We start from the raw sequence: 14,666 nt of genomic DNA, 5'->3' as shown, positions 1-14,666 counted from the left end.
TGAGCGACCGCCGTCCCGGGTTCGCGACGTGGGAGAAGGACACGTGCATACTTTTGCCGTGGCCAGGGCGGTGCACGGCATCGAGCCCCTGGTGGCCACGGAGATTCGGCGTTCCCGGCTGGGCGTGGTGCGCGGGGTGCGGCATCGCGAGGTGTGGTTCGAGGCCACGGACGAGGCCGGGCTTCTGGCATTGCGTACGGCGCCCCTGGCATTGCGTACGGCGGACGACGTGCTGCTGGCCGGGGCCGTGGTGGACGGGATCGGCGTCCGCCGCTCCGCGCTCGCGCGGCTGGCGCAGGCGGCGCGGGGCGTGGACGCGGCCCGGCTGGCTCGCCTGGGCGGCGGGCGGCCGGACGCGCGTGGTGGGCTGGAGGTGTCGGCGTCGTTCGTCGGGCGGCGCAACTACACGAGGTTCGAGATCGAGGACGCGGTCGGGGTCGAGCTGGCCCGGGCCCTGGGGGTGCGCTACCACTCCAGGACGGCGGGAGGGCGGCCGCCGCTGGAGGCGATGTCGTGGCGGGTCACGATCGAGGGCGAGCAGGCGGTCATCGCGCTGCGGCCGGCCGATCGGCCGCTGCATCGCAGGCCGTACAAGACGGCCTCCATCCGGGGCACGCTGCATCCGCCGGTGGCGGCCGCCATGGCGGAGCTGGCCCGGCTGGAGGGCGCGGGCACGGTGCTCGACCCGTGCTGCGGCGCGGGAACCACGCTGATCGAGGCTCACGCTCTCGCGCCGCACGTGCGGCTGCTGGGCTTCGATCACGACCCGGCCGCGCTCGCGGCCGCCGCCGCCAACGCCCACGCGGCCCTGACGGGTCGATCGCCCGTCGAAGGCGGGCGACCTCCGGCGAGCGCGCCACCATCCGGCAAGCCGACGCCGACGAGCGGCCGTCCGTCCGGAGGCGGCGAGCCGGCACCTGCGGGCGGCCGAGCGTCCGGAGGCGGCGGGTCGCCGTTCGGGTGGGGGCTGGCGGATGGCGGGCGGATCCCCGTGCCCGACGGGGGCGCCGAGCGCGTGCTGGTGAACCCGCCCTGGGGACGTCAGGTGCCGCCTCGAGGGCTGCTCGCGGGGGACCTCGGACTCCTGTGGCGGGAGGTGCGGCGGGTCCTGGCGGCCGACGGGCTGGCCGTGGCGCTGGTCCACGGCGGGATCCCGCGCGGGTTCGCCGTGGAGGAGACGGTCCGAGTGAGCCTGTCGGGGCGGCACCCGGTGATCGCGGTTCTGCGGAAGCAGGGCCACGGCTGACCACCCCAGGGCGGGGCCGGCCGTCTTGAGGCGCGGCTGCCCCTCAGCGGGCCGGGCCGAGCCAGTCCAGGATCAGGCGGTTGATTTCGGCGGGCCGTTCCAGGTGGAGGAAGTGACCGGTGTCCCCCACCAGCTCGGCCCGCGAGCCGGCCGGAAGGTGGCTGAGCACGTCCTTGACCAGGTCGGCGCCCAGGCAGCCGTCCTGAGCGCCGTGCAGGTAGAGGACGGGCCCGGTCACCCCGGGCTCGACGGCGGGGTAGCGACCGGACCGCGGCGTGGTGCCCAGCATGGCCCGGTAGTAGCCGAGGGCCGCGCTCAGGTTGGCGGGCGCGCCGATGCTGCGCCGTACGAACTCCAGGTCCTCGCTCGCGTCGTACCCTGGGGACCAGTCGCGCCACAGGTTCTCGAGGAAGCCCGGGCCGGCGGCGGCCGTCTCCGCCAGGGCGGTCTGGAAGAGGAAGATGTAGAACGAGCGCTTGAGCTGCTCGTAGTCGAGGAACGTGCCGGCCAGCGACCCGGGCGGCGGCACCGCGAGCGTGACCGCGCGCCGGAAGCGGCCGGCCAGAGGGTAGACGGGGAAGGCACCCCAGTCGTGCCCGATGATCACCGCGTCGGCGTCGCCGCCGAGCTCCTCGTACAGGGCACGGACGTCGGCGACCAGCGCGGCATCCTCGTACGCGCCGTCGGCCGGGACCTCGGTCGGCGCATAGCCGCGCGTGAACGGCGCGACCGCGCGGTAACCGCGCTCGGCCAGCGCCGGCATCAGGTGGCGCCAGGTGTGCGCGGTGTCGGGGAAGCCGTGCAGGCACAGCGCGAGCGGCCCCTCACCGACGGTCAGATACGCGAACTCCACCCCATTAGCGTGGATAGTCCTGATCTCCATGACTGCGAAACCTAGCACCCGGCTCCTTTGAGGAGTACGAACTTCACAGGGGTCCGCGACGCGAAGGAGCTCGCATGCGACGGGGATGGGTACTCGCACTGGCCTCGATGACGATCGTGCTTGTCGTGGTGGACCTGACCGCCGTGACGATCGCGCTGCCCGACATCCGTGCCGACCTGGGGGCGAGCCTGGTGCAGGTGCAGTGGGTGGTGGACGCCTATGCGCTCACGCTGGCCGCCGCGCTGCTGCCCGCCGGAGTCCTGGCTGACCGGTACGGCAGGCGCAGGTTGCTGGTGATCGGCGTGTCGATCTTCACGGTGGCCTCGCTGGCCTGCGCGCTCGCCCCCACGGCGCCCCTGCTCGACCTGGCCAGGGGCGTGCAGGGCCTGGGCGCCTCCGCGTTGTACGGCACCACCACCCCGCTGATCGGCGCCGCCTACCCCGAGGGCCCGGACCGGGGCAAGGCGCTCGGCATCTTCAGCGCGGTGTCGGGGCTGGCCATGACGCTGGGACCGGTGGTGGGCGGCGCGCTGACGAGCGCGTTCGGCTGGCGGGCCATCTTCCTCATCAACCTGCCCATCGGGGCGTTCGTCCTGGTGGCGCTGCGCCAGCGGGTTGCCGAGTCGCGCGGCAGAGGGCATCTCGACCCGCTGGGTATCCTGCTGATCACAGCGGCGCTGTTCGCGATCATCCCGGCGCTCATCCACGACCTGCCGGCCTTGCTGGTGGCCGGTCTGGTGCTGCTGGCGGTGTTCGTGCTCGTCGAGCGGCGCGCCTCCGAACCGATGATCGATTTGGGGCTGTTCAGGAACCGGGTGTTCGCGGTCGGCTCAGGAACGACGCTGCTCATGCTGGCGGCCCTGCTGGGCGCGTTCACCTATCTCACGTTGTACGTGCAGGGCCCGCTGGACACGAGCCCGGCGGAAGCGGGGGCACGCTTCCTGGCCTTCAGCGTGGCGGCGGTCATCGGCCCCGTCGCGATCGGGCGGGTGCTGCACAAGTGGCCGATGGGTGTGCTGATCGCCGTCGGTCCTGCGGTCATCGCGGTAGCGCTGCTGGTCATGGCCGTCCCCGCGGCCGATCCGTGGACGCCCATTATGGTCGGGTTGTTCCTCGGCGGTCTCGGGCTCGGCGCGGGCAACGTCGTGGCCAACCAGGTCGGGCTGACCGCGCCGATGGATCGGGTCGGGATGGCGACCGGGATCGTGAACACGCTCAAACAGGTCGGCACGGCCGTGGGCGTGGCGGTGCTGGCGGCGCCGTACCGGTCAGGGCTCGTCCCGCTGCTGCTCATCGCGGCCGCACTGGCGCTGGCTGGAGCGCTGCTCCCGGTGGCGCTCAGGGGCCGATCGCGGCCCGCCACTCCTCCTCCGGCAGCCCCGTACGCCGCCGCGCCTCCCGCTCGGCCGGCTCTTTGGTCACGGCGCCGAGCACGTAATCGCCGGTCGTCCCGATCAGGGCCGCCGCCCGGGTGATGTCCGGGGTCAGCGCCGCCGCGGCGAGGACGGGCTGCCGGAGTCGATGACAGAGGCGGTCAGAAGGTGTAGCGCAGGTGCTTGACGCCGTTGATGAAGTTGGAGAGCAAGTAGTCGGGTTCGCCGGCGGACCTGAGGCGGGGCAACCGGGAGAACAGCTCGCGGAACATCACAGTCATCTCCCTGCGCGCCAGGTGCGCGCCCAGGCAGTAGTGCGGCCCCGGCCCGCCGAAACCGACGTGCGGGTTGGGGTCGCGGGTGATGTCGAACGTGTCCGGGTCCGAGAAGACCGCCTCGTCGCGGTTGGCGGAGTTGTAGAAGAGCAGCACCTTGTCGCCCTTCCGGTATGAGGTGCCGTTCATCTCGTAGTCCTGCGTCAGCGTGCGGCGGAACTGGATCACCGGCGTGGCGTACCGGATGATCTCGTCGCACGCGGTGCCGATGAGCCCTTCGAAATTCCCGAGCAGGATCGCGCGCTGGTTGGGGTGGTCGGTGAGGAGCTTGAGCCCGTGCGCGATCGCGTTGCGGGTGGTCTCGCTGCCCGCCACCACGAGCAGGATGAAGAACGACCCCAGTTGTTGCGGGGTGAGCCTCTCCTCGCCGTTGACCAGCAGGCTGACCAGGTCGCCCGTGGGCCGCTTGCGCCGCTCGTCGCCCAGGCGGGCGGCCAGCCGGTTGAGCGTGTATCCGGCGCGCAGCAGCTTGGCCAGGCCCTTGGCGACGTTGCGGCGGGTGAGGTCGGGGGCGACGCCGGTGTATTCGGGGTCGGTGTTGCCCAGGATGACGTTGGTCTGCTGTAGCACCAGGTCATGAGACTCCGCCGGGATCCCCATCATGTCGCAGATGACCCGTACGGGGAGCTTCGCGGCCACCTGGGCGACGAAGTCGCGCGGACCTTCCTCGATCGCCCGGTCCACGATCTCCGCGGCGGCCCTGGCGAGGTCCTCCTCCATCTTCGCCAGGATGCGCGGCGTGAACGCCCTCGACACGATCCGGCGTAACCGGGCGTGCCGCGGGTCGTCCATGTTGATCATCGAGCCGAAGTAGACACTCAGCCAGCGCGGCATGTCAGGGATGCTGTTGGAGCACGGCTCGCTGCTGAACACGGCCGCGTTCCTGCTGGCCTCGATCACGTCGGCGTGGCGGACGAGGGCGTAGAAACCCGGCCCGCCGCCGATGAACGGCACGATCTGCTCCCGCATGAAGACCGGGCGGTCCATCTGCCTCAGCCTGCGGAAGGCCTCCATACGCTCGGACTGCGGCAACCCCCAGAACGGGATCTGCGACAGGTCCAGGTCCGCGGACAGTGTCATATCAGACAAGCCTTCTGCAAGTGGTCACTTACGTCAAGAGGAACGGATCAGATCGGCCCCCTTTTCGCCGATCATGATAGCGGGGGCGTGGGTGTGGCCGCGGTTCAGTGTCGGCATGATCGACGCGTCCACGACCCGCAGCCCCTCGATGCCGCGCACCCGCAGGGAGGGGTCCACGACGGAGGCGTCGTCGGCGCCCATGCGGCACGTGCCGACCGGGTGGTAGAGAGTCTCGCCGCGCTCACGTACCCACTGGGCGAGCTCTTCGTCGCTCTCCGGCGCCCAGTACGGGGTCATCGGCCCGCCCGCGTACGGTTTCATCGCGGCGGTGGCGAACACCTGCTTGGCCGTCTTCAGGCCCGCGACGAGCCGCTTGACGTCCGCCTCGGCGGTCAGGTAGCCAGGGTCGATCGTGACGTCCCTGCCGTTCAGCCCGATCCTGCCGCGGCTCTCCGGCTGCAGCAGTACCACGCCGACGGTGAGCCCGTGGCCGGTCGGCGGGGTGAGGCCGTGGTCGATGAACGGAGCGGGAGCGAAGATCAGCTCGATGTCGGGCGCGGGCTCCTCCTCGGAGGTGCGGATGAACGCGACCGCCTCACCCACGTTCGTGGTCAGCATGCCGGAGCGCAGCACAAGGTAACGCAGCAGGTTGCCGAGCGACTCCGCCTTGGTCAGCGTGACCGGCTGCTTGCACTCGACGTACACGCCGCTCGCCAGGTGGTCCTGCAGGTTCTTGCCGACCTCGGGCAGGTCGCGCACGACCTCGATCCCGGCCTCGCGTAACTCGCCGGCAGCGCCCACGCCGGAGCGCATGAGCAGATGCGGAGAGCCGATTGCCCCCGCCGACAGGATGACCTCAGCCCTTGCCTTGACCTGGGCGCCGCCGTCGTGCTGGATGCCGATCGCGCGCCGGCCGTCGAACAGCACCCGGTCGACGGTCGCCGCGGTGATCACCGTGAGGTTGGGCCGCCCGGCCGCCGGCCGCAGGTAGGCGTCGGCGGCGCTCCACCGCCGGCCGCGGTTCTGGGTGACGGGGGTCGGGCTGTAGCCCTCGTTGGAGCGCCCGTTGAGCTCCCCCAGCCGCTCGAAGCCGAGCTCCTCGCACGCCTTGAGGAAGGCCGCGGTGGTGACGTTGGGGCTGCGCAGCTCCGAGATGTACAGCGGGCCGGACGTGCCGTAGACGTTGCCGCCGTTGCTGCCGACGCGGTGCTCGGCCATGGTGAAGTACGGCAGGACGTCGTCGTACGACCAGCCGGGGACCTGCCACTGGTCGTAGTCGCGCTGGCAGCCGCGCACCCACATCTGGGCGTTGAGCGAGGACGAGCCGCCGATGACCCGGCCGCGGGGCCAGTAGAGCTCCCGGCCGGACATCTCGCTCTGCTTGGCCGTCGTGTAGTTCCAGTCGTATTCGGTCTTGAACAGCTTGGCGAAGCCCGCGGGCATGCGGATTTCCAGCTTGTCGTCCTGCCCGCCGGCCTCGACCAGTGCGACCGACACGTTCGGATCCGCCGACAGCCGGTTGGCCAGCACGCACCCCGCGGAACCCGCGCCGACGATCACGTAGTCGTACTCCATAACCCCTTGCTTACTCCCGACGGCGGGGCGCGTCCATATCCAGTTGTAACCTCCGTTTACCTACCGGCCGGTATGAGGTGGCTGCTTAGATGGCGCCCAAGCAGGCTTAGAGAGAGGAAGGCGTCATGCTGAATCTGTCGATCGTCCTGGAGGACAGCGCCAGGAACAACCCCGACGGCACGGCCATCGTCTTCGGCGACATGCGGCTGCCGTACTCGATGATCGACACGATCGCCAACCAGGTCGCGAACCTCCTGGTGGCGCGCGGGATCCAGAAGGGCGACAAGGTCGCGCTGGCCTGCCCGAACCTGCCGTACTTCCCGTTCGTCTACTTCGGCATCCTGAAGGCCGGGGCGACGGTGGTGCCGCTGAACGTGCTGCTGCAGTCGCGTGAGATCGCCTACCACCTCGACGACAGCGACGCCAAGGCGTTGTTCTGCTTCGAGGGCACGCCGGAGCTGCCGCTGGGCGAGCGCGGCAGGAGCGGCTTCGAGGCGGCGGCGGGATGCGAGCACTTCTTCGTGCTGCCGGCGACGCCGCTCGCGACCGAGTCCGAGTACGGCGAGTCGATCTGGGCGGCACTCGGCGGGACGGCCGGTACGTTCGAGACCGTGCAGACGGCGCCCGACGACACCGCGGTGATCCTCTACACCTCGGGCACCACGGGCCAGCCCAAGGGCGCAGAGCTCAGCCACCAGAACATGCTGATGAACGCCATGGTCAGCGACAAGATGTTCCCGCGGAGCGAGGAGGAGGGCGACACCTATTTGGCGGTTCTGCCGCTGTTCCACTCCTTCGGCCAGACCGTGGTCATGAACACCGGCTTCCTGCGCGGCGCCACCGTCGTGCTGATGCCACGCTTCGACCCGGGCGACGCGCTCGCGCTCATGGTCAAGGAGAACGTGACCTTCTTCGCCGGGGTGCCCACGATGTACTGGGGCATGCTCACCAAGATCCACGCCGAGGGAGCGGAGGTGCCCCGGTCGCTGCGCGTGGCGGTCGCGGGCGGCGCGTCGTCGCCGGTGGAGGTGCTCAAGGACTTCGAGACGACCTTCGGCATCGGCATCCTGGAGGGGTACGGGCTGTCGGAGACCTCGCCGGTGGCCAGCTTCAACCAGCTCGGCCGGCCGACCAAGCCGGGCACGGTCGGCACCCCGATCTGGGGTGTGGAGATGAAGCTGATCGATGGTGACTGGAAGACCGTCGAGGGCGAGGGCCCCGGTGAGATCGCCATCCGCGGGCACAACATCATGAAGGGCTACTACGGCCGTCCGGAGGCGACGGCCGAGGTCATGAACGACGGCTGGTTCCGCACGGGCGACATCGCGACCCGGGATGCGGACGGCTACTACTCCATCATCGACCGGGCCAAGGACATGATCATCCGCGGCGGCTTCAACGTCTACCCCCGGGAGCTCGAAGAGGTCCTGCTGACCCATGAGGCCGTGTCGCTGGCCGCCGTGGTGGGGGTCGCGCACGAGTCGCTCGGCGAGGAGGTCAAGGCGTACGTCATCCGCACGCCGGGCGCCACGATCACCGAAGACGAGCTGATCGCCTGGGCCAGGGAGAACATGGCGGCCTACAAGTATCCGCGGATCGTCGAGTTCCGCGACAGCCTGCCGATGACGGCCACGGGCAAGATCCTCAAGCGCGAACTCCGGTAATCGTCCTGCGTAGGGCGCGGGCCTCCGCCCGCGCCCTACACTGGCGATCATGCTCGTCCTCTTCGACCTGGACAACACGCTGATCGACCGGCTGGACGCGTTTGAGCGGTGGGCCGCCGAGTTCGCCGCGAAGCGGGAGCTGGGCGCGGCGGCGGTGTCGTGGCTGGTAGAGGTGGACGCGGACGGGTCCGTGCCCATGGACGTGTTCTTCGCACGGGTGCGGGAGCGGTTCGGACTGGCCGAGCCGGCGGAGGAGCTGTGGCGTGCGTACCGGGCGCGGCTGCCGCACCTGGTCTCGTGCCCCGACGACGTGCTCGACGGGCTCGACCGGCTGCGGGCGTCTGGGTGGGCGGTCGGGATCGTGACCAACGGGATGGCCGACAACCAGACGGGCAAGATCCGGCGTACGGGGCTGGCCGAGCGGGTGGACGGGTGGGCGATCTCCGGGGCGGAGGGGGTGCGGAAGCCCGACGTGCGGCTGTTCGAGATCGGGGCCAGGCGGTGCGGGAGGTCGCTGGCCGGTGGCGGATGGATGGTCGGGGACGATCCGGAGAAGGACGTCGCCGGCGGGCGGGCCGCGGGGTTGCGGACGATCTGGATCGACCGCGGGGTGGTTCCCGGCGGGGAGCCCGACCACGCGGTGAGCGACGTCCAGGCCGCCCTAGGGCTCTTAATGGAGATGAAGCCGGGCGGCCCGGGCCTATAGCGTGATCGGCATGCGAGATCGGCCGGAAGGACTGGACGAAGGGCTGCTGCGGCCCGCGCTGCGCGAGTGGGGCATCGACGCCGTCGCGCTGGACTACGCGCCGGTGGGATTCGGGGATTATCACTGGGTGGCGGACGGGCGGTGGTTCGTCACGGTCGCGGACGTGCGGCGCAGGCCGTACGACGGGCTCCAGCAGGCCATGGAGACGGCGGCGGTCCTCAGCGAGCAGGCGGGGCTCGGCTTCGTCGTCGCGCCGATGCGGGCGGCCGACGGCACGACGCTCCGGAGGCTCGACCGCCACCGTTACGTCATGAGCGTATTCCCCTACCTGGACGGCGCCGGCGGCGACTTCGGCGACGAGGTGTCCGCCGAGGAACGCGGCCGGGTCATCGACCTGCTGGCCGAGTTGCACCGGACACCGCCCCCGCTTTCGACCCCGGCCCGGCCGGTCGATCTGGCGGGACGGGCCTGGCTGGAGGACGCCATCAGGGAGACGGATCACCCGTGGCTGGGCGGCCCGTACGCCGAGCCGGCCCGGGCTCTGATCGCCGACCACGCCGTGACGCTGCGCCGCCGTCTGGAGGAGCTGGACCGGATGGCCGAGAAGGGCGGCGAGCCCGTCGTCACCCACGGCGAGCCGCACCCCGGCAATCTGCTGCGGAAGGCGGACGGGCGGCTGCTGCTCGTGGACTGGGACACGGTCGGGATGGCCATCCCCGAGCGCGACCTGTGGCACGTCGCCAAGGACCCCGCCGACCTCGCCAGATACGCCGACGCCGTGGGCCGCACCCCGGATCCGGCCGCCCTGGAGCTTTACCGGCTGCGATGGGCGCTCGACGACGTGGCCGAGTTCGTGGCGTATTTCCGCTCGCCGCACGGCCGCACGCCGGACGCCGAGCAGAGCTGGGCAGGGCTCGCCGGGACCCTCGAAGGGCTGGCCGGCACGTTCCCGGCGCAACGCCCGAGCCCGTAAGCGTGCGGCCTCGGCGCCTGTTCGTGACGCAATTCGCCACCCAGCCATGCTGACTGTAATCTTGCGGTCACGCTAAGCATTCGAGCCAGGCAAGAGGAGGTCGCGTGGGCCGGCACGAGAAGCCACACAGCCCCAAGGACAAGCCGGACGAGACCAAAGAGGGCTCCAACGCCAGCCAGCATCAGGAGAGCCGGGGCAAACACGCCGCTCCGCCGAAGGACAAGAAATAGATCACGGCGTGCCGGTGAAGAGGTAGGTGCGCCGTCGCGTGCTCACCAGGTCCGTCCTGGTCCAGCGGCGGCCGCGCCAGACGTGCATGCGGTAGCCGCGCTCGATCAGCGAGCCCGCCACCTCGGCAGAGGTCCTGCCGTACTTGTCGAGGTGGCGGCGGCCACCCCGGCGAGCTTAGGGGCTATCGCCGATCAAGGCCGCCGCCATCTCCTGGACGGAACGGGTGAAGCGGCGTGGGTCGTCGGGTGGGGTGACGTGGCGGATCAGGTCGCCGTCGAAGACCGCGAGGATCGCGTGGGCCAGAAAGTCCGCGTCGAGGTCGGGGCGTTCGGCGGCGAGCAGGGTGCTGAGGTGGCCGTGCCAGGAACGGTAGCTGGGGTCGTCGTACTTGTCCTCGGCGCAGGCCTGCTCATGGGCGGCAAGCAGAATGGCGTTGCCCTCGGCGATCGCGCCCAGCCCCTCGAGGAACGCCAGCAGTCGCTCTCGTGCGGGCGCCCCTGGGCCGAGCGGCGGGGGGCCGGTCATGATCGCGTCGCGCAGGTCCCGTGACCGTTCCTCCAGGAGGGCCTGCAACAACCCCGCACGGCTGCCGAAACGGCGGAACACCGTGCCTTTCCCGACCCCGGCCAGGGCGGCGACGCGATCGAGCGACACGTGGTCGCCGCCGCCCTCGGCCAGCAGTTGCTCGGTGGCACGGAGAACGGCGTGGCGGTTACGCGCGGCATCGGCGCGCTCGACGCGCCGTCCGCTACGACCGCCTTCGGTCCGGTTTTCGGGCATTGCCATCCTTGTTCCCCGTTGCGGACTATCGGTCCGCATATGCTAGCGTGCCGCACTATCCGGACCAACAGTCCGGATATATCCCCTGACCCTGGAGATGGCCATGCGCGCTCTCATCGTCGATCCGGACGCCCTCGGTTCCCTTCGCCTCGGTACGGCCGCCGAGCCGGTGCCCGCACCTCACCAACTGGTGGTCGAGGTCCGGCACATCTCACTCAATCGCGGAGAGGTGGCCTTCGCCGGGCAGCTGCCGCCGGGGACCGTGCACGGCTACGACGCCGCCGGGGTCGTCACCCACCCGGCAGCGGACGGCAGCGGACCGGTCCCGGGCACCGGGGTGGCAGCGTTCGGCACCGGAGCCTGGGCGGAGCGGATGGCGGTGGACACCACCGCCGTGGCCGAGGTCCCCGCACAGGTCGATCTGGCCGACGCCGCCGCACTCCCGATGGCCGGCGTCACCGCACTGCGTACCCTGCGGTCCCGGTCCATCCTGGGGCGGCGGGTGCTGATCACCGGCGCGGCAGGCGGGGTCGGCCGGTACGCGGTCCAGCTGGCGGCACTCGGCGGCGCCCACGTCATCGCATCGGTGGGTTCGGCGGCCCGCGCCGCGGGCCTCGCCACGTTGGGCGCCGACGAAGTGGTGATCGGCCTGGACGGCGTCGACCGGCCGGTCGACCTCATCCTGGACAACGTGGGCGGGCCGCAGCTGGCCGACGCCTGGAAGCTGCTCGCGCCGGGCGGGGGTGTTCAGAACATCGGGTGGGCGTCCGGCGAGCCCGCCGTGTTCGAGCCGTACTCGCTGTTCTCCATCGGCCCGGCCAAGACGATGAGCACCTTCGGCGACGTTCATGAGGTCGGTCCAGACCTGGCGACGCTGCTCGGGTTCGTCGCGGCCGGCAAGCTGTCGCCGGAGGTGGATTGGCGTGGTTCGTGGGAGCGGTTCGCCGAGGCCGGCCAGGCTCTGCTCGACCGGCGGATCGGCGGCAAGGCGGTCCTGGATGTCCTTGCGTAATCTGCAAGCCGGCGTGCAGATTACGCAAGGACACTGCCGTCGGACTCAGGGCCAGGTGACGGACGGGCGGAGGGGGACGCCGGAGCGGCCCTGCTCGTCCAGTCTCACGCCCAGGACCTGGTGGAGCTGGACCTTGTTGCGCTCAAAGCCGACGATGCAGCCGGCCATGTAGAGCGCCCACACGCGGGCCGTGCCCATGCCCACCTCCTGGACCGCGTCCTCCCAGTTGGCGTCCAGGTTGTCGCACCAGTGCCGCAGGGTCTTCGCGTAGTGCTCCCGGAGGTTCTCCTCGTGGCGGATCTCGAAGCCGAGGTCCTCCATCTCCCTGATGAGGTGGCCCACCGACTCCAGCTCCCCGTCCGGGAAGACGTATTTGTTGATGAAGCCGCCCTTGTTGAACGTCTTCTCCTTGCCGGTCGGCCGGGTGATGCAGTGGTTCAGGAGGCGGCCGCCGGGCTTGAGCTTGCCGTACAGGAAGGAGAAGTACGCCGGGAGGTTCGCCTTGCCGATGTGCTCGGTGAGGCCGATGGAGCTGACCGCGTCGAACCCGGTCTCCCGGACGTCGCGGTAGTCCATGTGGCGCACTTCGGCCAGGTCCTGCAGGCCCGCGTCGGCGATGGCCTGCTGGGCCCACTCCGCCTGCTGCTTGCTCAGCGTCACGCCGAGCACCTTGACACCGTAGTGCTTGGCGGCGTGCATGACCATGCCGCCCCAGCCGCAGCCCACGTCCAGCAGGCGCATACCGGGCTCGAGCCCCAGCTTGCGGGCCACCAGGTCGAACTTGGTGTACTGGGCCTCCTCCAGCGTCGCGTCCTCCTCGGGGAAGGCGGCGCAGGTGTAGGCCATCGACGGGCCGAGGACCCACTCGTAGAAGCGGTTGGAGACGTCGTAGTGGTGATGAATGGCCTCGGCGTCGCGTTGCTTGGCGTGCCGGGAGCCGAGCTTGGCCAGCGTGCTCTGCCGCATCTCCTGCGGGGGCGGCGGCACGCGCATGAGGAGCGGCTTGACGCCCAGCGAGCGGACAGCGGCGATCTTCTCGGATGTTGTCAGGTCGTTGGTGGTGATGTTCCACATGCGGTCGAGCAATGTGTACATGTCGCCGTGCACGTCGATGTGACCGGCGATGTACGCCCTGGCCAAGCCCAGCTCCCCCGGGGCTTGCGCCAGGTAAGCCACCGCGATCGGGGACTTGACCTCAAGGGTGATGTCGGCCCCGTCGGGCCCTGCCTTGCTGCCGTCGTACGCCAGGAACGCGACGTTCGCGTCCGTACCGACGATCTTTTCAAAGATGGTTGCGAGAGCCATCCACTCACCTTCCCCGCACACACTTGTCGTACAGGTCCAGCAGGCGCCCGTTCGGGTCGTATTCCCGCTTGACCGGCCAGTAGGCGTCGCCGTTGTACAGCTGCCAGAACTGCTCACGGGCGTAGAAGGACGTCGAATAGAGCGACTTGTGCCCGTCGAGGTCGTGCACCGCATGTTCGATGAGCCGGTTGTAGTAGCCGTCGAACTGCCCCCGTGGCAGCGGCACCATTCCCCAGAAGCCGAAGTTGACGTAGAGCTTGCTGGGTTCGAGGGGATAGAGCGGCCAGCGGGTGCCTGCTCGCAGCGGGCACATCCACACCGGCGTCATCCCGACCTTGTCGTGGAAGAACTCCAGGAACTCCGCCCCGCGCTCGACCGGCACCTCCACGTCCTGGATGACCGATTCCTGGACCGGCTGGTTGCGCCACCGGTCGACGCGGGCGGTCACGCCGTATTTGCGGTCGAGGGCGACCAGGCGGCGGTAGACGTCGGAGCGCATCCAGCGGCGCGGCATGAGCGAGCGCACCACCGGCTGCTGCACGCCGAAGGCCCGCGAGCACCAGAACCAGTCGGTGTCCCAGCGCCACAGGTAGTCGCGGATGGTCAACCAGTCGCGGCTGCGGTGCTGGATCGACTGGTAGTAGATGCGCATGCCGGTGTAGTCGGAGGCGTAGGGCGCGCGGTCGGCGAAGCGGCCGACCGTGAGGTACATCTCGCCCGGGCCGAAAAAGACCCCGTCCACGAAGTCGACGCTTTCGCCGTCGTGCACCATGGTGTCGCAGATCTCCTGCATGGCCAGCATGCACTTGTCGGCGTCGGTGAACTTGACGTGCGTGAGGTGCACGTACGGCTGGACCTTGCGCAGCTTGATCTTGATGCGCAACGCGTAGCCGAGCGTGCCGTAGGAGTTGGGGAAGGCGCGGAAGAGGTCGCTGTGCTCGTTGTCGGGGCGGGCCACGACGACGCGCCCGTCGCCGGTGAGGATCTCGAGCTCCTCGACCGACTCGTGCGGCAGCCCGTCCCTGAAGCTCGTGGACTCGATGCCGAGCCCGGTCACGGCGCCGCCGAGCGTGATGGTTTTGAGCTGCGGCACCACGTACGGCATGAGCCCGTGCGGCAGCGTGGCGTCGACCAGGTGCTCGTACGTGGTCATGCCCTGGACCTCGGCCGTCATGGTCTCGGGGTCGACGCTGATGACCTCGTCGAGATCCCTGGCCGAGAGCTTGGCCGTCTTCGTGGCGTCGCGGAACCTGAACAGGTTGGACGTCGACTTGGCCAGCCGCGGCGCGGCGCCACCCGGGATCTCGGCGTAGGAGTGCCGGATCTGCTCTACTGCCCGTTGGTGTGTCGACATCGTCGTCGTCACGGCCCCTCCTTCGACGGGGCCGTGACGACGGTCGTGCTACGTTCGATTGTGCGACGCTCGTTACGCTCGTTCACGAAGCACCCCCTTGAGCCGGTAGAGATCGTCCGTAAGACCGTATCTCCCACACGGCACCTCGA

The 14,666-nt window shown here is 70.1% G+C and carries 13 protein-coding genes; 7 read left to right on the top strand and 6 right to left on the bottom strand.

Going from position 1 to position 14,666, the window contains the following annotated elements; genetic code table 11:
• Positions 1 to 43 precede the first annotated feature (43 nt).
• Positions 44 to 1,246, top strand: a complete 1,203-nt coding sequence (locus Q9G87_RS43715) for an RNA methyltransferase (RefSeq protein ID WP_305922521.1) — start codon at positions 44 to 46, stop codon at positions 1,244 to 1,246.
• 43 nt (positions 1,247 to 1,289) lie between these two features.
• Here the strand turns inward: Q9G87_RS43715 and Q9G87_RS43710 are convergent, their stop codons facing one another.
• The gene (locus Q9G87_RS43710) at positions 1,290 to 2,099 is read right to left on the bottom strand and encodes an alpha/beta fold hydrolase (protein WP_305922520.1); all 810 of its coding nucleotides are present in this window, start codon (positions 2,097 to 2,099) and stop codon (positions 1,290 to 1,292) included.
• 104 nt (positions 2,100 to 2,203) lie between these two features.
• Here Q9G87_RS43710 and Q9G87_RS43705 point away from each other — a divergent pair, with 104 nt between their 5' ends.
• Positions 2,204 to 3,604 carry an MFS transporter gene (locus Q9G87_RS43705; RefSeq protein WP_305922519.1) on the top strand — a complete coding sequence of 467 codons (1,401 nt, stop codon included), beginning with the start codon at positions 2,204 to 2,206 and terminating at the stop codon, positions 3,602 to 3,604.
• Positions 3,605 to 3,663: 59 nt separating this feature from the next.
• Here Q9G87_RS43705 and Q9G87_RS43700 read toward each other — a convergent pair whose 3' ends face one another.
• Both Q9G87_RS43700 and Q9G87_RS43695 read right to left on the bottom strand, forming a co-directional pair.
• Positions 3,664 to 4,917, bottom strand: a complete 1,254-nt coding sequence (locus Q9G87_RS43700) for a cytochrome P450 (RefSeq protein ID WP_305922518.1) — start codon at positions 4,915 to 4,917, stop codon at positions 3,664 to 3,666.
• A gap of 33 nt (positions 4,918 to 4,950) precedes the next feature.
• Positions 4,951 to 6,492 (bottom strand): GMC family oxidoreductase, encoded by a 1,542-nt coding sequence (locus tag Q9G87_RS43695; RefSeq protein WP_305922517.1) that lies wholly within the window; start codon positions 6,490 to 6,492, stop codon positions 4,951 to 4,953.
• Between the two features lie 125 nt (positions 6,493 to 6,617).
• Here Q9G87_RS43695 and Q9G87_RS43690 point away from each other — a divergent pair, with 125 nt between their 5' ends.
• From Q9G87_RS43690 to Q9G87_RS43675, 4 genes are all read left to right on the top strand, one after another.
• A complete protein-coding gene (locus Q9G87_RS43690) occupies positions 6,618 to 8,156 on the top strand; it encodes a long-chain-fatty-acid--CoA ligase (protein ID WP_305922516.1) in 1,539 nt (512 codons plus the stop codon).
• 49 nt (positions 8,157 to 8,205) lie between these two features.
• Positions 8,206 to 8,862, top strand: coding sequence for an HAD family hydrolase (locus tag Q9G87_RS43685; RefSeq protein WP_305922515.1), 657 nt, complete (start codon positions 8,206 to 8,208; stop codon positions 8,860 to 8,862).
• Positions 8,863 to 8,872: 10 nt separating this feature from the next.
• Positions 8,873 to 9,835 (top strand): aminoglycoside phosphotransferase family protein, encoded by a 963-nt coding sequence (locus Q9G87_RS43680; RefSeq protein WP_305922514.1) that lies wholly within the window; start codon positions 8,873 to 8,875, stop codon positions 9,833 to 9,835.
• Positions 9,836 to 9,939: 104 nt separating this feature from the next.
• Complete coding sequence (locus Q9G87_RS43675) at positions 9,940 to 10,065, top strand: hypothetical protein (protein ID WP_305922513.1); 126 nt, start codon at positions 9,940 to 9,942, stop codon at positions 10,063 to 10,065.
• A 175-nt stretch (positions 10,066 to 10,240) separates the two neighbouring features.
• Here the strand turns inward: Q9G87_RS43675 and Q9G87_RS43670 are convergent, their stop codons facing one another.
• Positions 10,241 to 10,846: a TetR/AcrR family transcriptional regulator gene (locus Q9G87_RS43670; RefSeq protein ID WP_305922512.1), complete on the bottom strand. Its 606-nt coding sequence runs from the start codon at positions 10,844 to 10,846 to the stop codon at positions 10,241 to 10,243.
• A gap of 103 nt (positions 10,847 to 10,949) precedes the next feature.
• Between Q9G87_RS43670 and Q9G87_RS43665 the strand changes: the two genes are divergently transcribed.
• Positions 10,950 to 11,858 carry a zinc-binding dehydrogenase gene (locus Q9G87_RS43665; RefSeq protein WP_305922511.1) on the top strand — a complete coding sequence of 303 codons (909 nt, stop codon included), beginning with the start codon at positions 10,950 to 10,952 and terminating at the stop codon, positions 11,856 to 11,858.
• Positions 11,859 to 11,903: 45 nt separating this feature from the next.
• On the opposite strand, the gene Q9G87_RS43660 is transcribed toward Q9G87_RS43665, so the two are convergent.
• Positions 11,904 to 13,163 (bottom strand): class I SAM-dependent methyltransferase, encoded by a 1,260-nt coding sequence (locus tag Q9G87_RS43660; protein WP_305922510.1) that lies wholly within the window; start codon positions 13,161 to 13,163, stop codon positions 11,904 to 11,906.
• Positions 13,164 to 13,167: 4 nt separating this feature from the next.
• Positions 13,168 to 14,517 (bottom strand): FAD-binding oxidoreductase, encoded by a 1,350-nt coding sequence (locus Q9G87_RS43655; protein WP_305922614.1) that lies wholly within the window; start codon positions 14,515 to 14,517, stop codon positions 13,168 to 13,170.
• Positions 14,518 to 14,666: the final 149 nt, after the last annotated feature.

Source organism: Nonomuraea turcica (genome assembly GCF_030718205.1).
In the GTDB taxonomy this organism is placed as follows: domain Bacteria; phylum Actinomycetota; class Actinomycetes; order Streptosporangiales; family Streptosporangiaceae; genus Nonomuraea.
Note: the sequence above shows the minus strand (reverse complement) of the source record. Positions and strands in the feature narration are given on the sequence as shown.